Source organism: Paenibacillus sp. RC334 (genome assembly GCF_030034735.1).
Taxonomy (GTDB): Bacteria; Bacillota; Bacilli; order Paenibacillales; family Paenibacillaceae; genus Paenibacillus; species Paenibacillus terrae_A.
Genome location: NZ_CP125370.1, coordinates 5755337 through 5775761, shown reverse-complemented (window position 1 = coordinate 5775761; position 20425 = coordinate 5755337). Strand labels below are relative to the sequence as shown.

18 protein-coding genes and 1 pseudogene are annotated in these 20425 nt (G+C 43.1%); 15 read left to right on the top strand and 4 right to left on the bottom strand.

Annotated elements, in window-relative coordinates:
• From QMK20_RS26455 to QMK20_RS26430, 6 genes are all read left to right on the top strand, one after another.
• Entirely contained in the window at positions 1–780 is a 780-nt protein-coding gene (locus QMK20_RS26455) for a class B sortase (RefSeq protein ID WP_044647838.1), read from the top strand.
• Positions 781–1261: 481 nt separating this feature from the next.
• Positions 1262–2641 carry an FAD-binding oxidoreductase gene (locus tag QMK20_RS26450; protein ID WP_044647837.1) on the top strand — a complete coding sequence of 460 codons (1380 nt, stop codon included), beginning with the start codon at positions 1262–1264 and terminating at the stop codon, positions 2639–2641.
• Between the two features lie 662 nt (positions 2642–3303).
• Complete coding sequence (gene catA, locus QMK20_RS26445) at positions 3304–3951, top strand: type A chloramphenicol O-acetyltransferase (protein WP_283653971.1); 648 nt, start codon at positions 3304–3306, stop codon at positions 3949–3951.
• Between the two features lie 440 nt (positions 3952–4391).
• Positions 4392–5726 carry an SMI1/KNR4 family protein gene (locus QMK20_RS26440; RefSeq protein WP_283653970.1) on the top strand — a complete coding sequence of 445 codons (1335 nt, stop codon included), beginning with the start codon at positions 4392–4394 and terminating at the stop codon, positions 5724–5726.
• A 90-nt stretch (positions 5727–5816) separates the two neighbouring features.
• Complete coding sequence (locus QMK20_RS26435; RefSeq protein WP_283653969.1) at positions 5817–6278, top strand: DUF8821 family protein; 462 nt, start codon at positions 5817–5819, stop codon at positions 6276–6278.
• Positions 6279–6289: 11 nt separating this feature from the next.
• Positions 6290–6700 carry an NADPH-dependent FMN reductase gene (locus tag QMK20_RS26430; protein WP_404580130.1) on the top strand — a complete coding sequence of 137 codons (411 nt, stop codon included), beginning with the start codon at positions 6290–6292 and terminating at the stop codon, positions 6698–6700.
• On the opposite strand, the gene QMK20_RS26425 is transcribed toward QMK20_RS26430, so the two are convergent.
• Both QMK20_RS26425 and QMK20_RS26420 read right to left on the bottom strand, forming a co-directional pair.
• Positions 6641–7825: an MFS transporter gene (locus QMK20_RS26425; protein WP_283653968.1), complete on the bottom strand. Its 1185-nt coding sequence runs from the start codon at positions 7823–7825 to the stop codon at positions 6641–6643. The two genes, QMK20_RS26430 and QMK20_RS26425, sit on opposite strands and share 60 nt — an antisense overlap.
• Positions 7826–7847: 22 nt before the next feature.
• A complete protein-coding gene (locus QMK20_RS26420; protein WP_283653967.1) occupies positions 7848–8858 on the bottom strand; it encodes an alpha/beta fold hydrolase in 1011 nt (336 codons plus the stop codon).
• Positions 8859–8992: 134 nt separating this feature from the next.
• On the opposite strand from QMK20_RS26420, the gene QMK20_RS26415 reads away from it, so the two are divergent.
• From QMK20_RS26415 to QMK20_RS26380, 9 genes and pseudogenes are all read left to right on the top strand, one after another.
• On the top strand, positions 8993–9889 hold the full coding sequence (locus tag QMK20_RS26415; protein WP_283653966.1) for a LysR family transcriptional regulator: 897 nt from the start codon (positions 8993–8995) through the stop codon (positions 9887–9889).
• 370 nt (positions 9890–10259) lie between these two features.
• A complete protein-coding gene (locus QMK20_RS27835) occupies positions 10260–10403 on the top strand; it encodes a winged helix-turn-helix transcriptional regulator (RefSeq protein WP_404520635.1) in 144 nt (47 codons plus the stop codon).
• Between the two features lie 168 nt (positions 10404–10571).
• Positions 10572–10900: pseudogene (locus QMK20_RS26410) on the top strand (hypothetical protein); the annotation flags it as partial.
• Positions 10901–11210: 310 nt separating this feature from the next.
• On the top strand, positions 11211–12545 hold the full coding sequence (locus QMK20_RS26405) for an SMI1/KNR4 family protein (protein ID WP_283653965.1): 1335 nt from the start codon (positions 11211–11213) through the stop codon (positions 12543–12545).
• A 168-nt stretch (positions 12546–12713) separates the two neighbouring features.
• Entirely contained in the window at positions 12714–13316 is a 603-nt protein-coding gene (locus tag QMK20_RS26400) for a class I SAM-dependent methyltransferase (RefSeq protein ID WP_283653964.1), read from the top strand.
• 93 nt (positions 13317–13409) lie between these two features.
• Entirely contained in the window at positions 13410–13871 is a 462-nt protein-coding gene (locus tag QMK20_RS26395; RefSeq protein ID WP_283653963.1) for a DUF8821 family protein, read from the top strand.
• A 606-nt stretch (positions 13872–14477) separates the two neighbouring features.
• On the top strand, positions 14478–14996 hold the full coding sequence (locus QMK20_RS26390) for a hypothetical protein (RefSeq protein ID WP_283653962.1): 519 nt from the start codon (positions 14478–14480) through the stop codon (positions 14994–14996).
• 238 nt (positions 14997–15234) lie between these two features.
• Positions 15235–15996, top strand: a complete 762-nt coding sequence (locus QMK20_RS26385) for an AAC(3) family N-acetyltransferase (RefSeq protein ID WP_283653961.1) — start codon at positions 15235–15237, stop codon at positions 15994–15996.
• Between the two features lie 240 nt (positions 15997–16236).
• On the top strand, positions 16237–17976 hold the full coding sequence (locus QMK20_RS26380) for a histidine kinase N-terminal 7TM domain-containing diguanylate cyclase (RefSeq protein WP_283653960.1): 1740 nt from the start codon (positions 16237–16239) through the stop codon (positions 17974–17976).
• A gap of 144 nt (positions 17977–18120) precedes the next feature.
• Here the strand turns inward: QMK20_RS26380 and QMK20_RS26375 are convergent, their stop codons facing one another.
• Both QMK20_RS26375 and QMK20_RS26370 read right to left on the bottom strand, forming a co-directional pair.
• Positions 18121–19062, bottom strand: coding sequence for an NmrA family NAD(P)-binding protein (locus QMK20_RS26375; RefSeq protein ID WP_283653959.1), 942 nt, complete (start codon positions 19060–19062; stop codon positions 18121–18123).
• 91 nt (positions 19063–19153) lie between these two features.
• A complete protein-coding gene (locus QMK20_RS26370; RefSeq protein ID WP_283653958.1) occupies positions 19154–20041 on the bottom strand; it encodes a LysR family transcriptional regulator in 888 nt (295 codons plus the stop codon).
• Between the last annotated feature and the right edge of the window lie 384 nt (positions 20042–20425).

Below are 20425 nucleotides of genomic sequence, written 5' to 3'. Positions count from 1 at the left end.
ATGAGCAAAACTAAAAAGTTTCTTATCGCCGTTTCCTCCCTTCTGTTGGTATTTTCCCTCGTTAATATTGCGAGAACCTTTCTGGGGGATTATGCCGAGCAGCAGAAAATCGAAGAGCTGACAAAAGTTTGGGAGGAAGGGTCGGACAAAGGCGGAGGGGATGCATTCCCCTCCCTTTTGTTCAATAAGGCGAATGAGCCGGTTATGCTTCCCGAATTTCGAGAGCTTTACGAGAGGAACTCGGACATCGTCGGCTGGCTGAAGATTGACGGCACCCGAATTGAGTACCCAGTCATGCAGAATCCACAGGATGCGGAGTACTATCTCAATCATGATTTCGATAAAAAGGAAAACAAAGGGGGCCTCCCCTTTTTGGACGCGCATAGCCGGACCAACGGTTCGGACATTTTGCTGATTCACGGACACCACATGAAAAGCGGCTGGATGTTTAAAGATTTAATGAAGTACAAGAACGAAAGCTTTTATAAAGAGCATGCTACGTTCCAGTTCAGCACGCTTTACGAAAAGGAAGAGTATGAAATTGTTGCCGTTATTCTGTCAAAAGTTTATCGCAAATCGGACGACGTTTTTAAATACTACCAGATTGAGAAGGTAAGTACGCCCGCCGAGTTTGACTCATATATTCAGAACATCAAAAAACTCGCTCTTTACGATACGGGCGTGACAGCCCGATATGGCGACAAGCTTATTGTACTGTCTACGTGTGAATACTCAACCGAGGACGGCCGGTTAGCGGTGATCGCCCGAAAGCGTAAATGACGATATTGAAACACGGTGTCAAGCTGCTTCATATGCGTTATAGAAGAGAGGCAGGGCATTAGTGCCTCTCTTCTATTTTTTTGTGACCAATCTCTCCATCTGACGCCACCGTTTCGTTCCTTAAGCAAATGCACCTCCAGCATATCCTCTTCATACAGACAAGGAAATGGATCATCCCTTATTAGTCATGTTAGCCACCTGTAGAATCTAGGAAATTAGTGAAGAATACTACAGTATACTACATTTAAATGCTCTGTAAGATGTGCAGCTCTTAAATAGTTTTACTTAAAGGAGGTTTATTACAGGATTGATTGAGCAAAAGGTGGGCTACCTGATGAATGAAGAACTTATACACCTACCACGTCTTTGTTCTACTTTTACGATATAAACTGGGCGTTTGCCGTTACTAGGACAGGTGTCCCTACATAGAAATAAGTTGATGAGAAAGGCTTATGTCATGAGCAGGGATGGTGTAAAGTAGATGGCACAAAAGTTGCAAAAGAAAAGTACACGATTAACCGGAAGGATCGTAATTCCGGGTAATCCGTCATACAATACGGCCAGAATGGAGTTCAATAGGCGCTTTTCCAAATTTCCAAGGGTCATTGTTTTTTGCCAACGGACTCAGGATGTGATCAACGCAGTCAAATGGGCTCGTGAGCGGGGCATACGTCTGCGAGTGCGCAGCGGGCGGCATAGCTATGAAGGCTTCTCGGCTGTAAATGGCGGCATTATTATTGATGTGAGCGAGATGAATAAGGTTAAGGTTGATCGAAAAAATAGAGTGGCCATTGTACAAACGGGAAATCCACTTGCCCGTGTGTACAAAAAGCTGTGGGATAAGCGTGTGGCCATTCCGGCGGGGACTGCGCCCGACGTAGGCGTAGCTGGGCTTACCTTGGGAGGAGGCATTGGACTTCTTTCCCGCAAATATGGACTTACGTGCGATAACTTGAAACAAGTGAAGATGGTCGTAGCTTCGGGAAGGTATGGGGCAAGGACGATTGTGGCAAACCGGAAGAAACATTCCGATCTGTTGTGGGCATCACGAGGCGGAGGGGGAGGGAACTTTGGTGTTGCTACAGAATATACATTTCGGGTTAGGCCGATTTCATCGGTATCTATTTACAGTATTACATGGAAATGGAGTGACCTTGAGAAGGTGTTACCAACTTGGCAGCGCTGGGCCCCGTCTGTCACGAACCGCTTAACCTCAACAATTGAGGTGGCTGCCAAGCAGGTGGGAACCATTGTATCTACCGGGCAATTGCTTGGCGGTGCAGAGGAGCTGCGTCGATTGATTAGACCGCTCTTGCGAGCAGGCACTCCGGTGAAGGTGATGGTGAAGACAGTACCTTTTATTGAAGCAACCAAATTTTTTGCCGAATCGGACCTGAATTTGGAACCGAAGTTTAAAATAACCGGGGCCTACGGGTTCCAAGCTTTGCCGCCTGTAGGAGTACGAATTATACGTGACTTTTTATCCAAAGCACCCAACAGACATTCTAGCGTGTGGAGTCAAAGCTTAGGTGGTGCAGGAAGCGCGGTGAGTCGAGTATCGCCTACTGCAACGGCCTATCCTCATCGGAAGGCTGAGACAATCTACGAACTGTCAGCCCGCTGGAGAAACAATGGGGAGCAGGAGCGGAATATTCAGTGGGTGGAAAGGTTTCGCAGAGCGTTACGTCCCTTTGTTAAAGGGGATTATGTGAATTTTCCCGATCTGCAGATTAAGAACTGGCCCAAGGCGTATTATGGCGTGAACTTTGGCAGATTGAAGCAGGTGAAACGAAAGTACGATCCTCATAATGTGTTTCGTTTTGCTCAGAGTATTCCAGTGGATAAACAGGTCGGAAAATGACAATATGCACACCAGATCGAAATTGCTAAAAGAGCTGACAGATGCAGCTCCTTTAGCAATTTCGCTGATAGAGACGTAAGCTGAACCGTATCATAAGTAGGGCGAAAAATAATAAGAGCTACGAATTTCAATACCAATGCGCTTCAGCGTATGGACTTTCAGAAGAACTTTAGTCTTAGGTAACGACTTTAGTCGTTGACATTCATGTCAAAATCAACCTGCTTTGAGCAGGTGGTCGTTTAAGTGGGATGATGTAGCTTTTGGTATTGATGAGCATCGTCAATGCCAATCATATTCTTAGGTTGATTGGTTCAAAAGTTACATGGGGGAATACGAGCAAGCACGGTTATTGAAGGAATTTGTAGACACTGAGCTTGTGCCTGGTAACTTATCAATCGCCAAACCCTGAAAACTATACAGACAATGCTAGCGACTACATTTAATTCATGGAAAGGCTGATATAAAAATGGACTTGTTGTAAGTTATGCAATAAAGGCTAGGCGCTACTCCAGTGAGAGAGCTGCCTGTGAAAGATGGCTCAGAGGGTGTTAGATATACTTGATGATATAATGGCATAAAATATTAAAAAGGATGACTGATATGAAAAAAGCAGTGAAAGTAGCCTCCTAATATTAAATAAATTATATTAGGGGGCGTTGAAGTTGAAATTCAGTATTATTAATCGTGACAATTGGTATCGAAAAGAATACTTTGAACATTATTTACAACAACAGACAACATTCAGTATGACGAATGAAATTAATATTACTGTTCTAATGAAGAACTTAAAGAAAAAGGGATATAAGCTATATCCTGCGTTTATTTTTATGGTTACAAGAATAGTTAATTCTCACAGAGAATTTAGAACGTGTTTTAACTCAGAGGGTAATTTAGGTTATTGGGCAGAGATTTGTCCTTGTTATACTATTTTTGACAATAGGACGCATACATTTTCAGCCATTTGGTCGCCAAATATGAATAATTTTTCAGAGTTTCATTTTCAGTATGAAAAGGATGTCCGAAAATACAATGGTACAGGTAGTTTATTTCCAAAAGAACCTATACCAGATAATAATATTCCGATATCTATGATTCCTTGGAGTTCTTTTAAAGCGTTTAACTTAAATATTAATAATGGTGGAAACTTTCTCTTACCAATAATAACTGGCGGAAAATACTCCCAAGTGAATAATGAATTATTCCTGCCTGTCTCTTTACAAATTCATCATTCTGTTTGCGATGGCTACCATGCATCTGTTTTTATGAATGATTTACAAAGATTCGCTAATGAAAGCGAAGACTGGGTTTAACTGGTCGTTTGTTGATAAGCTTGGCGTTCGATGGTGCTTGATGGTTTAAACGTATGTGATTACAAAGTAGGGCCATCCGACAAAGGATGGTCCTAAAACTTGCTGTTACAGACAGCGCGGAGAACCTTATCAGAAGCGAATAGTTAGGGAAATGTATACGCATTTTTTAGATAAGTTTGTTAAACTTTAAGTAAGAAAGCAGATTTCGAATATATTACATGCTTTTATAATGGAAACGAATCGGCTCGCTTGAAATTCTCCACTTGGGGTGTCCACTCTATTGACAGTAGTCCAAGCTGTTTGCTGCACCAGTTGTATACTGGTAAAGACCTACTTAAGATACATATAATTCTAAAGAGGTAAGGCCCTTAGAAAAAATAATAAAATTGCTGGATAAGCAAACAAAGGAAACCTGGCTATAGTCAACAGGAGGGTTCAATATGTGGTTTGGGAAGAAAGAAACGCAACTGGATCGAATAAAAAATAAACTGAATCAAGCCATGCGCAAAGACACGGCTTTCTCGGTGTTCGGAGCATCCTCACATCAATACAAGGTTAATGAGAAGCTTACAGCAAAAGAGCTGGCGGACTGGCAGGCCCATAATCAGGTCACTCTTCCTGAGCCTTACGCGCAGTTTTTAACGAAAGTCGGCAACGGAGGCGCCGGACCCTATTATGGAATTTATCCGATTGAAAAGGCAGCTTCCTATACCGAGCGCCAGGCACTCCTTGCAAAATCCGTTCTGCATCCCGGGATGACCAAAGAGGAATGGAACCATCTAATTGAGCCCCTGACCAAGGATGAGGACATCCCCGATGAGGAATACGACGACACCTGTAATAAGGTGCTGGGCGGCATGTTGTGCATAGGTACCCAAGGCTGCGAATACGAAATGTATCTCGTACTTGAAGGGAAACATAGGGGGAGAATTGTGTACACCTCCGATTTTCATCCCGATCATCCCTTTTTCTTTGTCTATGAAGACAGCTTTCTGGACTGGTACGAGCGCTGGCTGGATGAAATTATTCTGGATTATGATATCGGGTGGTTTGGCAGTCGAATACCGGGTGATGAGAATGTGCTGATCCAGATTTATCAGAGCGCTCCAAACGAAGAAATCCAAGCAAAAGCGCTTGATGGAATGTCCAAGTTTAAGAAAATATCTCAGCCAACCCTTGGTTTTTTGAAAAATATTGCGGAGCAAAGCCCAAAAAATCGGACCGCAGCCATTTGGCTAATCTGCAAAACTTCTTTTGACGCGGGTAGAAAATATCTTCTGGAGCTGTTGCAATCGGATGGGCATGAGGATTTTCTGCAAGCTTTACAGATTCTACATGCTTCCAGTAAAACTGCGGATTTAACGGAATGTATTTCAGTGATCTTGCAAAGGCTTGACAGGATTCACGACCCGGAAACGTTGCGTTATGCAGGGTATATCTTGGAAGATTACGGTGGGATTACTCTCCAGAACTTTGCGCCTTTCTTGTGTCACGCCGACCCGAAAATGCAAACCACGGCCATCTATGCCGCGCGCAGTTGCGAAAACAAGCTGGGAGGCTGGCAGATCATTGAACAGATGTTGATGGGGGGCGGCCCGCAGGTTATGAATAACTTAATTTTGTACTGGGGCATTATTCCACATGAGAAGTTGCTGCCTTACTATAAGGCGGTATGGCCGAAATATCAAAGAGATCCGAAATTCAGAGAAAAATTTATGGGTTGTTTGCGAGAACTACATTTGCCAGATGATTATTTCGACAAAGACGAATCGTGAGGAAGGTCTAGATGATCCCGTTAGTAGATTTGAGCCTATTGAGTAGCGGCAAGTTTTTTTGGAAATAATGAGATAAAAGGAGAGATGGAAATGTCCTATATCGTTGATTTTACTAATGTGTCTACGGTTGGTTTAGAGTCTTCACCTGTAGTAGAAGCGCTTGCTGGCTTGCGTGCTAATGAAGCCCGTTACTTTATGAACAAATACAAGCATGAATTTACGGTTGTGTCAGCTAGTGAAAGTCAGGAGACCCTTGATTATGTGAACCGAGTTCTGAAAGAGCGTGATATTGAGTTTGTGGCCAAACCTTTAGAAACGTCACGTTTTCAAGTTGAAAATATTAAATTTGCTTACGTCTTTTATGAGGATGGTCTTGAGGTCAACGTCATGTATACGGTTGGTGACCCTAAGAAGCGGGCCGTTGGTTTTAAGCTTTCTGAGGGGATGGAGGTACCAAAGGAGCTAGAAGGGAAGTTTAAGTTTGCCAGGCAGAAGTCAAAACTAGCTGGAACAATTCGGGGTTCGTTTTTTGCAATTAAAAGAGAATATTAAAGTAAGCAAAAGTGCAATTTGGAGGAATCGATCCACTTATTCTATTTGCAAAAAAAGATGCGATATCAAAGAATGGACCATCCCGCAAAAGGATGGTCCTAAATCTTGCCGTTACAGACAGTACGGAGAACCGTATCACAAGTAGATTGAAATTTTTTTCAAGGAAAGGGTTGAGCGTTCTTCCGTCTTTCAACCCTGATCTCGATTTCGATGAAGGACCTGCTTCGGTAAGAGAAATACGGACACAGCTGAGGGAGGCAAATGATGTACTTTTATGTACATCTGAATATGGGAATGGCGTGCCCGGTGTGTTAAAAAATGCCTTGGATTTGAATGCTGGGATTGTAGAAAGAGGGAGCTATTTAATGTTTTTCTTTAGTAACAGTAGACGTTCCAATCCGACTGCTCATTTTTTTGAATAGCAAGATGGCAAGAAGTAATGCAACGCTTACAGCAGCCAAACCTACCCAATTCAAATTCAGAACAGAGGTACGACTGATGACAAGGCCGCCTAATCCAGATCCTAGCGCAAAACCAAATTGGATGAAGGAAGTATTTACGCTCAGGGCAATGTCTGGATTTCGAGGTACCAGAGTGACCAAAAATAGCTGCTGAGCAGGGGAAATGCTCCAGGTTGCTAACATAAAGATCATTAAAACCAAGATTAATACAATGATATTGACACCAGCTAGAGTGAATAAAAGGAGCATTGCTCCCTGTAACAGGAGTCCAATACAAATTGTGAATTTCGATCCCTTTGTATCTGCCAATTGTCCACCCACTTTGGATCCGATGAAGCTGCAAATTCCCGCTAGGAATAAAACACCGCTAATTTCGGTTATGGAAAGAGAGGATGCGGCTTGCAAGAAAGGTGTAATATAAGTAAAGAGCGTAGAGTAACCACCAATATAAAATAAAGTAATAGCCAAGGCAGTTACAATTTTTGAATCTTTTAAAATAGAGAACTGCATCCTGAGGGTAACAGCTTCTTCTTCTCTGATTGCAGGAACCTTTTTATAGATGATAAACAATGGAAGAACGCTTATTATACCGATCAAAATAAACAAAACTCTCCATCCAAACATCTCGCTAAAAAATGTACCAGCTGGAACACCCAGAACTAACGAACTACTGAGCCCCATCAAAATAATACCGATGGCATTGCCCCTTCTTTCTTTTTCGACGAGTCGTGTCGCTACTGCCATGGCTACTACGGTAGCGATTCCTCCGCTAGCCCCTTGAATAATTCGTACCCATAGTAATGTTTCGTAAGAAAGGTTTACAAGCATAAGTCCGTTGCTGGCAATAAACACACTGAGGGCAGCCATCAGTAGCTTCTTGCGATCCATATTAATTGTTAATGCAATCAGAATCGGAGCAACAATGGCCGCTGCGAGAGCAAATACAGTCACCAGTAAACCAGCTTCGGAAGTAGATACTCTCAAGTCCATGGCGATCATTTCAATGACTCCTGTAATAATATATTCAATGGTTCCAATTAGAAAAACAGCAAGTGCTAGGACATATATAATCAATTTATTTTTCAATTTAATCCGCTCCTCCTCAGTTTCATTCAAGCAAGAAACTTTTTAGACTTTTATCTATAAATACGGAGTCTGGTTCATGCTGTCCAATGCCTGCGCAATGCCCCCACTTGGATTCAATCGGGAGGAAGAATGCATTTGGTATATGGCGTGCTTCAACTTTGTTATCCTGGGGAGGGAAGAAAAGGTCTGTACTTCCCGGCATAACCAGGGCCCGTGCTGTTATCCTGCTTAATGCAAGGTCAAAATCGCCGTTATACGTCGGATTAGCGCTAATGTCACCTGTAATTCCGGTACGTAACATGGTGATCAGGTCATTCGCATCAAAGGTCAAAAATACGTGATCCCAGTAATCGACGAGATATTCCTCCAGTGTGTGGTAGCCCTCTTGCTGATAGAGCTGCTCTAGATAATAAGCCTGAGAGAACCCCCAAGCTGCGTAGACTCGACCCATGGCTGCCAATCCCGTTTTGGGTTTCTGCGTGTAAAAGCCATTGTTCCAAGCAGAATCAGCCTGAAGAGCAGCGATCATTCCTTCAAATACAACCTTTGCATGTGGCCGAGTCATGGCAGTCCCGCCGAATGGAGCGATTCGTTTTACCATATCAGGATAACTTGCCCCCCACTGAAAGGTCTGCACAGCGCCTAGTGACCAACCTACAACGAGGGCGATTTCTGCAATACCAAACTTTTGATTCACCAGTTGATGCTGCAGTCGCACATTATCATAAATCGAAATCAGCGGGAAATTTGCTTGATGATAAGGTGGTGGCGTATTGCTTGGCGAGGAGGAGAGTCCATTGCCCAACATATTGGGGACGATGATAAAATATTTTTCTGGATCCAGTGCCTTGCCAGGTCCGATTAACCATTCGTTATCAGTATGCAAGCCGGCAAACCAGGTGGGATAGACAATCACATTATTTTTGGCTGCATTTAGCATGCCGTATGTTTTGTAGGCGAGAATGGCATTTGGCAGAGTGTCACCGGATTGCAGCAGAACATCTCCTAATTCATAAATTTCATAATCCCTCATATAAAAAACTCCTTTTCATAGCTAAAAGTATGAACTACCTTCCTTGTCATCACTCTACGATGCTGCTATTGTTAAGTCAAAGAAACGTTTATAAAGAGAACGTTCATTTTTTTTGAATTAAGGAGCGGAACTCCATGGAATTGCGCCAATTAAAAACCTTTTATACGCTTGCTTCCACACTCAACTTTACCCGAGCTGCCGAAGTGCAGAACTATGTCCCTTCCACGGTTACGATGCAAATGAAGGCCTTAGAGGAAGAATTGGGTGTCAAGCTGGTGGACAGATTGGGTAAAAATGTGACTTTGACCGATGCAGGGAGAACGTTCCTGCGCTATGCAGATAACATATTGAGTGTGGTTGAAGAAGCACAGCATGCCGTCAAGCAATCCGGCGAATTGACGGGTACGGTAATCATAAGTGCCGATGAAACGTTGTGTACGTACCGGCTGCCGGCTGTATTGCGCCAGTTTCGGTTGAGCTATCCAGGGGTTCGGTTAATGTTCCGACCGCTGCCTAATTCGAACCTCAAACAGAGCTTGCGTGAAGGGGACGCTGACATTATTTTTACGCTGGATGAGGACAAGGGCGAGACCGGATTTTGCGGTGAAAAAATGCTGGATGAGCCCTTTTATCTATTGGTATCACCGGATCATCCTTTGGCAGCACATCCTGCATTGGCCATTGAAGATTTTCATGGCGAGACCTTTTTGTTGACGGAGAAGGGATGCTCCTATCGCACTTTTTTTGATCGAAGTCTGTCACAGAAGGGCATGGGGGGAATTACCGAATTGGAGTTTTACAGTGCTGAGGCTATTAAACAATGTGCGAAAATAGGAATGGGCATTGCCATACTGCCTGAAATGGCCGTGATCGGAGAAGTGAATCGGGGAGAACTGGTTCCGTTGCCTTGGGATCTGACCGCCACATCGTTTGCAACCCAAATGATGTGGCATGAAGAGAAGTGGATTTCGCCTGCAATCGAAGCCTTTTTGAGCTTGACCAGAGAAACATTTTTGAAAAATAACACCTAAAGAGATTCGGATTCGCGCACAGGTGTGCAATTAACTCATGATCCTACGCATGATGAATGCCAGTCTTGATTATTCGCTAGATTTAGAATATAAGAATAGAGTTGAATTCGGCAGGTACTGGTCATACTTTATCTGCTATTTTGTATGCGGCTAGGATGTCGACAGAGTGTTTCGTCGCACTGGATTTTTCGCCGATAGACCTGTTAAGCTGAACCGTACCACAAGTGATGGTAAAGAAAATTCGTTACCCACAATAAAAAGCACTTAAATATGTTCTACCTAGTTCGGTGCAAAGACTCATGGAGGTTTTGCATTTTATGTCTAAAAAGCATGAAGATAGGGAGAATATTGCATTGCACGTCTGGATAAGGTGCTGTCAGAAGCGTTGAAAGAATTGGTTACTGACAGTCTCGTTGAACGGACGGTATATCCAGAAATACCGGCTAAAGTCTGTTATAAGATCACGGAATATGGAATGACACTGAGTTCGATATTTGAAGTGTTGCATGAATAGGAAAAAGAACGCAGCAATAACCTATCGAACTACCGGCAACAACTAGTTTTGCTTCCAACGTTTTAAGCAGGCTAAAGCTCCGATGGAGAAGAGCCTATCAAGCGATTTTTGGCGTGCGCATGCCCTTGGCGTAAACTGAATTATAATCAGTGAGCGAGGTGAACTTCCATGGCACAATCGAATGAAATGCGCGCACGGGCTAAGAAGTTTCAGGATCGTCCGGTCTACGTCACCCTGCACAGCGGAGAGACTTACGTCGGCTACATCACCGACGTTAATTACGGCGAGTTGGTACTTGCCAGTTCTGGAGCTCCCCCACGCGCTTCTTCCGGGAAGCAAGACTCCCGATCTCTCAAACGCAGAGCTGGTGTGTATACCCCGGGCGTCCGTCTCGGCAACCGAAGAAGCGGCGCGAGTAAACCGTCTGGCCGTTCGCGCTTCCACAAGCCGGACGCAAGGTGTCTGCATTTCTGCCGATGGTGGGAGCGCTGTTCGGCATGATCCAGAAAAAGGTGATTATAGTCTAATCCACATATAGATTCCATTAATATGCATTTTTTGTGTGGTACTCTAAGGTGGTTCAGTGGTGACCTTAAGAGAAGATACAATGAAAAATTGGTTTCAATGCGCTCAAACTAAACGTTACGGATGAACAAAGAAAGCTGTTTGCTGCACCGGTTGTATACTGCTGAAAACCTACTTAAAGATACATATAGTTCTAAAGAGGTAAGACCCTTAGAAAAAATAATAAAATTGCTGGGTAAGCAAATAGAGGAAACCTGGCTATAGTCAACAGGAGGGTTCAATATGTGGTTTGGAAAGAAAGAAACGCAACTGGATCGAATAAAAAACAAACTGAATCAAGCCATGCGCAAAGACACGGCTTTCTCGGTGTTTGGAGCATCCTCACATCAATACAAGGTTAAAGAGAAGCTTACAGCAAAAGAGCTGGCGGACTGGCAAGCCCACAATCAGGTCACACTTCCTGAGCCTTACGCGCAGTTTTTAACGAAAGTCGGCAACGGAGGCGCCGGACCCTATTATGGAATTTATCCGATTGAAAAGGCAGCTTCCTATACCGAGCGCCAGGCACTCCTTGCAAAATCCGTTCTGCATCCCGGGATGACCAAAGAGGAATGGAACCATCTGATTGAGCCCCTGACCAAGGATGAGGACATTCCCGATGAGGAATACGACGAAGCCTGTAATAAGGTGCTGGGCGGCATGTTGTGCATAGGCACCCAAGGCTGCGAATACGACATGTATCTCGTACTTGAAGGGAAATACAGGGGGAGAATTGTGTACACCTCCGATTTTCATCCCGATCATCCTTTTTTCTTTGTCTATGAAGACAGCTTTCTGGACTGGTACGAGCGCTGGCTGGATGAAATTATTCTGGATTATGATATCGGGTGGTTTGGCAGTCGAATGCCGGGTGATGAGAATGCGCTGATCCAGATTTATCAGAGCGCTCCAAACGAAGAAATCCAAGCAAAAGCGCTTGATGGAATGTTCAAGTTTAAGAAACTCTTTCAGCCAACCCTTGTTTTTTTGAAGATTATTGCGGAGCAAAGCCCAATAAATCGGACCACAGCCATTTGGCTAATCTGCAAAACTTCTTTTGACGCGGGTAGAAAATATCTTCTGGAGCTGTTGCAATCGGATGGGCATGAGGATTTTCTGCAAGCTTTACAGATTCTACATGCTTCCAGTAAAACTGCGGATTTAACGGAATTTATTCCAGTGATCTTGCAAAGGCTTGACAGGATTCACGACCCGGAAACGTTGCGTTATGCAGGGTATATCTTGGAAGATTACGGTGCAATTACTCTCCATAACTTTGCGCCTTTCTTGTGTCACGCCGACCCGAAAATGCAAACCACGGCCATCTATGCCGCGCGCAGTTGCGAAAACAAGCTGGGAAGCTGGCAGATCATTGAACAGATGTTGATGGGGGGCGGCCCGCAGGTTCTGAATAACTTGATTTTGTACTGGGGCATTATTCCACATGAGAAGCTGCTGCCTTACTATAAGGCGGTATGGCCGAAATATCAAAAAGATCCGAAATTCAGAGAAAAATTTATGGGTTGTTTGCGAGAACTACATCTGCCAGATGATTATTTCGACAAAGACGAATCGTGAGAAAGGTGTACCTGAATCACCCCAAGGTTGTCTCCTCCATTCATACAGAGGTTTTGTTTTCCATAAGGACGAACCGAATAAGAATGTGGACTAATGCAAATGCTTCGATAGAATATCATTCTATATTGTTGTATTCAGGATTTTATAATACAGATTGGAGAGGTAATCATGGGAAATACGGATAAGTTTGAAATGATAGCTAATGTATATGACACTTCTGAAAGAATTCAGATTGCAAAGGCATCATCTGATGCCATTCGTGAATATGTAGTTGACGCTAATAGTAAGAATGCTATTGATTTCGGGTGTGGAACGGGTCTCGTCGGAATGAACTTGTTAAACGATTTTAATTCTATGCTTTTTCTGGATACTTCACAAAACATGATTAATCAAATAAAGCAAAAAATTACTGATTTTAATATTCATAATGCAGATACAATATGCTTTGATTTTGAAAAGGAAGGTCTATCGGATCTTCATGCTGACTATATTTTTATGGCTCAGGTTCTGCTCCATATTCATGATGTTGAATTCGTTTTATCCAGATTATTTGATGTTCTAAATGAAGGAGGACATTTATTAATCGTAGATTTTAATAAAAATGAAAAAGTAGTTTCAGATATAGTTCATAACGGATTTAGTCAAGAAGAGCTGACTGACATTATGACTAAAATAGGATACAGAGATATTCAGTCCAAAACTTTTTTTAACGGAAATAAAATATTCATGGGACATGATGCATCTATGTTTATTCTTGATTCTAAAAAATAAACTTTTAGGCAGAAATGATCCCGTTAGTAGATTTGAGACTATTGAGTAGCGGCAATTTTTTTTGGAAATAATGAGTTAAAAGGAGAGATGGAAATGCCCTATATCGTTGATTTTAATAATGTGTCTACGGTTGGTTTAGAGTCTTCACCTGTAGTAGAAGCGCTTGCTGGTTTGCGTGCTAATGAAGCCCGTTACTTTATGAACAAATACAAGCATGAATTTACGGTTGTGCCAGCTAGTGAAAGTCAGGAGACCCTTGATTATGTGAACCGAGTTTTGAAAGAGCGTGATATTGAGTTTGAGGCCAAACCTTTAGAAACGTCACGTTTTCAAGTGGAAAATATTAAATTTGCTTACGTCTTTTATGAGGATGGTCTTGAGGTCAACGTCATGTATACGGTTGATGATACTAAGAAGCGGGCCGTTGGTTTTAAGCTTTCTGAGGGGATGGAGGTACCAAAGGAGTTAGAAGGGAAGTTTAAGTTTGCTAGGCAGAAGTCAAAACTAGCTGGAACAATTCGGGGTTCGTTTTTTGTAATTAAAGGAGAATATTAAAGTAAGCAAAAGCGCAATTGGAGAAATCCATCCACTTTTTCTATTTGTAAAAAAGATGCGAGATCAAAGAAAGGGCTATCCCACAAAAGGATGGCCCTAAATTTTGCCGTTACAGCCATCGCGGTGAGCCTTACCATAAGTAACGGCAAGCTTTTTAGAGAAAAACTCGCAGCAGCTTGTATTACATCATGCCGACCATAGGAGCAGGTTGGGTCAGACTCTGATCGGAATGATGCGTAAATAGGCTCCTGCAAGTTTTTTCAACACAGTGAGTAAATGTACGATGCATTCCTTTCACTTTCTGGGGGCGTAGAAATCTGGAATCGAGAGTTCATCTTTACAGAGGCGAAGTGAGTTTTTCAGATAGTTGACCGAGCTGATCCAGGGTAGGTTATAGTTTTACTGGCTTGAAGCCTACATTTATAACCTGTTTTTTCATGGAAAAATGATTCCTTTAGTTTTGCTTCCAACGTTTGGAGCAGACTAATGCCCCGGTGACGGCGAGCCCATCAAGCGATTTTGGGCGTGCGCATGCCCCATTCGCACAAGCAGCCCGCCCGCCCCTGGCGTAAACTGAATTATAATCAGTGAGCGAGGTGAACTTCCATGGCACAATCGAAAGAGATGCGCGCACGGGCTAAGAAGTTTCAGGGCCGTCCGGTCTGCGTCACCCTGCATAGCGGAGAGACTTACGTCGGCTACATCACCGACGTTAATTGCGGCGGGTTGGTACTTGCCAGCGCTGGAGCCCCCCCACGCGCTTCTTCCGGGAAGCAAGGCTCCCGATCTCCCAAACGCAGAGCCAGTTCGCATGCCCCGGGCGTCCGTCTCGGCAATCGGAGAAGCGGCGCGCGCAAACCGTCCGTCCGTTCGCGCTCCCGCAAGCCGGACGCCAAGGTGTCGGCATTCCTGCCGATGATGGGCTCGCTGCTCGGTGGCCTGGGCGGCGCCACTGCGGGCGCAGGAGCGCTCGGCGGTGCGCTCGGTGGCGGCCTGCGGCTGTTCGGCATGATCCAGAAATTTGTTCCGGTCGTGAAGATGGGCTACGGCATGATCAAGTCCATTCGCCCGTTCTTCGGCGCAGTTCAAGGCTTGATGACCCCGGTCGCGTCGGATAACGAATAATCGTATATCTGTCAAAGGGGGCTATTCGCGATAGGTGCGGACGCATATTCTGCGCGGATCAAGGGATAATGGCGGCACGGCCTATACCCTATCCTTTTCTAAAAAAGGAAGCTAACGTGACCTCGAAGGACTGGTCGTCTTTGACAACCAGTCTTTTCGTTGCTGTTTCAGACAGCACGGTGAACTGTATTATAAATAATAGAAAGCTTTGGTATAATAATCTGGGAGGGAGAAGAACATGCACACGATAGAGAGCTTAATGAAGCAATTAGAGCAATTGAGTATTGACAGCAAAGGGACATTGTTGGTCCATTCCTCGATGAAAAGTATGGGTCCGGTCGAGGGGGGTGCGGACACAGTCTTGGATGCGTTTACAGAGTATATGAAGGACGGGCTGCTGGTGTTACCTACCCATACGTGGTCCTACATCAATGCCGATAATCCGAGATTTTACGTGGAGCAGTCAGCTTGCTGCGTCGGTATCCTACCTGAACTTTTTCGCAAGCGGCCTGGCGTGGTACGTTCGTTACACCCCACCCATTCGGTGGCAGCATTAGGTCAGGATTCCATAGCTTTCACCAACGACGATCATTGTTATGATACGCCATGTGCAAGAGGCTCCGCCTGGGGGAAGCTGCTCGATCGAAAGGCGACCATCTTGTTGGTGGGGGTCGATTTAAAACGCAACACATTTATCCATGGAGTTGAAGAATGGGTGGACATCCAGGGCAGGCTAACGGATGAGCATGAGCTGCTTTACACGGTTCTACCTGATGGAACGGAAATCCCTGTACCTTCCCGCAGACATTGTGGGTTGTCGTGGTCGGAGCATTTTTGGAAAGTAGATGAGGTCCTTGAACGTAAAGGTGCAATGTATAAGGGACAGCTTGGCGATGCGATTGTAAGGGTTTGTGATGCGGCGATGGTGGCGGACGTCATCACGGAAATGCTCAAGGACAATCCGGATTTGTTCTCGGATAATCTTCCCTTGGATCATTAATATGGATTATGAAAGGGCCGTCCGGTAACGGATGGCCCTAAAAATTTGCCGTTACAGACAACTCGGTGAACCGTCAGAGATTAGACTGCGATTATGTAAGCTAGATCACTCTTTTTGCTATATGATAAGATGTAGTTAATTTAACTGAACGCAATAGTAAAGGAATATACTATTTGAGGATTTTGCAGAATCCTGTATTTCAATGAATCGTAGTTGTCGAATCAAAAAAGGAGAAGATTTGTGAGCCCATCAGTATGGTATGATCTCGTTTTATTCCTCCTATTGTTTGCTTTATATGTTTATGTTTTTGCTACCGTTAGGATTACAAACTTACATAAGGTTTACTTCTTATTTCATTTTTTAATGATGCTTTGGCCATTGTGTCAATTTGCTACAGATATGGCTCATGATCGGCGGTTGCAGTTGTTTTATGTGACCATGTCCTTTGTCTCACTCTCCATGTTGGGGAGCGGTTGGCTTCTTCTTACCGTTTTTCTTACCGGAAATGCTGATAAATTAGGAAAAAAAAGATTATTCCTGTTGTTTGCGCCAGCGGTTATTGCAGTAGTTGGTGTGGTCATGAACCCGTTTAGTCTGTTTGTAGCTCCGCTGGAGGGCGGTTACATCGATAGAGCATATGGCCCATGGTTCTGGATTGTGATCGTTATTCTGGTCAGCTACTTTTTTGCTTCCCTCTCTGTTTTGTTTCGGACATTGCATTCCTCCCAAACGTCACCAACGATTAAAAAACAAGTAAAAATAACGCTGTGGGGAATATTCGTGCTGTTCGCTTTTGCAGGTAGCGATGCCCTTCTTAATGTGGTCCTAAGCGAGTGGTTGCCGATCATTCCAGGATTGACTTCTCTGGGGATTTTTCTTTCAGATCTATTTTTCGTATATGTCATAAAAAAATACAATGTGTTTGATCTTGTTTACATCGCTCATGAGGATGTGATCAATACGATTCCATATGGAATACTTGTGCTAGATGAAAATGAATCCATTGTTGAAGTCAACAAAGCTTTACAATCCTTTATAGATCTACATGTGGGCGATCATTTTGATATGGAGGCGTTTCTGGGGTCTGTTCGTGTAGAGGGCAGTAGCAAGAGGTTTCTGGATCATTATAAGCAAAAAGAAAATACCTTGTCTCCAATGGAAATCATCGTTGAGCGCGACAGCGCGCGTCATTTTATACTACAAGCTTCTCCGATTGTTGATTCTTACCGTATGCAAATCGGTCATATCCTTACGTTTCAGGATGTCTCACAAGAGCGCTATCTTGTTAAAGAAATGAATCGGCAGAATGAGATCCTTCAGGAACGAAATCATTCACTTGATCGCATTCGTCATGAGTTATCCCAAGCCAATCGACAACTTGAAGAATTAGTCCTTACTGACAGTTTAACAAACTGCTACAATCGCCGTTATTTGACCCAGCACCTGACTCATGAGGTGATTACCAATATTCATTATAAAACCCCGTTTTCACTCATACTCTTCGATATTGATTTCTTTAAAGCTATCAATGACCGCTATGGACATGTAAAAGGGGATGAAGTTCTTTATCGTACTGCTCAAGCAGTCAAACAATCCATTCGTAGTACCGATATTCTAACTCGATATGGCGGGGAGGAATTCATGATCTACCTTCCGCATACAGAACGCCAGTTAGCCAAACAATTAGCGGAACGAGTGAGATTATCGGTAGAGTCGAACCACATTGTAGTGGAGCATGAGATCGAACAGGTTTCCATTACGATAAGTATAGGGATTTTATCCATTGAGGATTTTGATCATGAACATGTACTGGACAATCCAGAAGAGTATTTAATCCAACTTTTTGCTGCAGTAGATAAGGCACTTTACCAAGCCAAGCAAAATGGACGCAATCGGATCGAATTTGCAGAATTCCAGAGTAAAAAGGAAGGATACTCATATCATACAAGGAATTATAGAAACTCATATTCACGTAAGTAACTATGAAAATTCGAAAAACTCTGGGTTCCTTGGTGCAGGTACCCAGAGTTTCGCTTTGTTGATGGTATGCAGGGAGCCGTGCGGCCCCATTTTTCGGTCATAAATCGGCTTCCGATCTCTCCGCAAGCATGGTCATGACTTGGATTAATTATCTTTGGAGTGTCGTTCCCCCACTTGGTACTCATTCTCATGTTCAAACATATATTTCACCGTTACGGGATCTTGGCCCGTCAGCTTCTTGAAGTCGTCCGTAAATATATCCATTTTCCCTAAGCGAATTGCTTGTCCAAAGGTAACCATACCTTCAGAAGAGAAGGGGGCTTCGGAATCTTCTGCAAATTTGCCATCCGTTGTTCTGGGAACTCCCATTGCATCAAATACGCCGTAATTTTCTTCATCCGTGATCTGCTTGTAGGTTACATGATGACCCGTTACTTCATTTGCAATCTCGATAAAGTCGGACATTGTTATTAATTCAGGACCATTTATATTTAATATTGCCTCATGATAGTTGTCTGCTGCTAATGCATAAGCGACAGCCTTTGCACAATCTTTCCGTGAGATATAGGCCATCTTGCCGTCACCCTGGTTATTTTTCAACACGCCGTCAGACTTCACAAAGGTGAAGTAATTGGTAACCATAGCTTCCGCATATTGCGAATTACGCAGGAAAATATAATCTAACCCGACACTTTTGATATAATCTTCCGTATACACATGGTCCAGTTTTTCAACACTTGGATTGGATTCATCAGCCGCGTTAACCAATGAAGTATAGATGATTTGTTTTACTCCAGCTTCTTTCGCCGCATCGACCACGTTTTTGTGTGCATTTTGGCGTTTTATCCCTACAAAAGGCATGGAGATTAAAGCAAGCTGATCTGCATTAGCAAAAGCTTTTGCAAGACCGTCTATTTTATTGAAATTGGTCACATGCGTTTCAATACCTTGTTCTGCATATTCTTGTAAAGATGCCGGATCATATGCACAAAAAATAATTTGGTCTTTTTCCACTAATTTCAATAAATATTCAGCCGCTTGTCTGCCCAGATTGCCATCTACACCTGTTAATAATAATTTACCCATGCTTGTCGTCACTCCTTGCTGAAATGATCTACACTTATATATTATGTGAAAAAAAGAACAATGTATAACACAAAAAACTTATGGACTATTGCTAAATCGAATTTTGTATTTGATGCAGGAATGAGTACAATGCCGGATTTGAATTATTTTTTAAGTAGCCTATTTCGATTTTAAAAGTATGGTGTGAATCATGTATGGGAATGAATCGGACCTCTTCCTTCAGGTCAGCAAGATCATAGTTATCTGGAAAAAAGCCAATTAAATTCTCTGTAATGATATAAAACAGCTTGGTTTCGACATCATCTGCGGTTCGAAGGATGTTGGGCTGGTAACCATCTTCCATGGCATGTTGAATCATTAAATAATAGGAGTCTCCAATAACCATTGGATTCAGCATGACAAGCGGATACTTATATAATTCATCCTTTGAGATGGATTCACAACAGAAGAGGGGATGTTGTTTACTTACAGCCGCGTAGTATCGTCCGCTATATAATGTATGGGTTAGGATTTCCTCTTTCCCTTTAAACTCTGAGTCAAAGGCAACGGCCACGTCATATATTCCTTTTTGCAGATACTCAGCGATATCCTTTAGCAATACTTTATTTAATTCAAGTTTAATTTTTGGATGATTTTCTTTAAATGAAGGAATGAATTTCAACAAGCTTTGGATATCTGTGAACGCAGCATATTCGATACTCAATAATTGAGTATTGTTTTTCTGAAAATTTTCCATGCTTGTTTGCATATGATTATATTGCTTCCAGAGCACGACGGCGTCTGCATAAAACAGCCACCCCGCTTTTGTAGGCTCAATCGGAATTTGTTTTCTGTCAATCAACTGAATGTTGAACTCATTTTCAATTGCGGCAATTTGTTGGCTAATCGTAGTCTGCGATACAAAATTTTTCTTTGCTGTTTCTGTAAAATTTCTACATTCAACGAGATCTATAAAATATTTCATCCTTTTTAGATTCATGTTTACCTCCAATTGTATGAAATTTATTATAACTTACGTTCCCGCCATAAATTCAAGCCAGCGTGCCCTAAGGTTAATAGGCAAACCGGCGGTTCATAATTTGGAGGTAATGTCAGCTTATTGCCGCACATTGCTAAGTAAAGAATAAGCATAAGGATTTCCGCTACAGATTCTAGGGTCCTTATGCTTTCTTTGGATTCTATTTTTTGTAGTATTGGCCGTTGGGCAAGAATGGATAATTCATCATTAGTATATCACGCTTACAGGTTCTTAGACACACCATGCAGACATGTAAAATGTGAACTCGCGTATCTGCTGGCCAGTTGTTAATGTACCGGAGCATCCGAAAAATAATGCGGAGCGATGAGAAAAAAAGCACAGGGT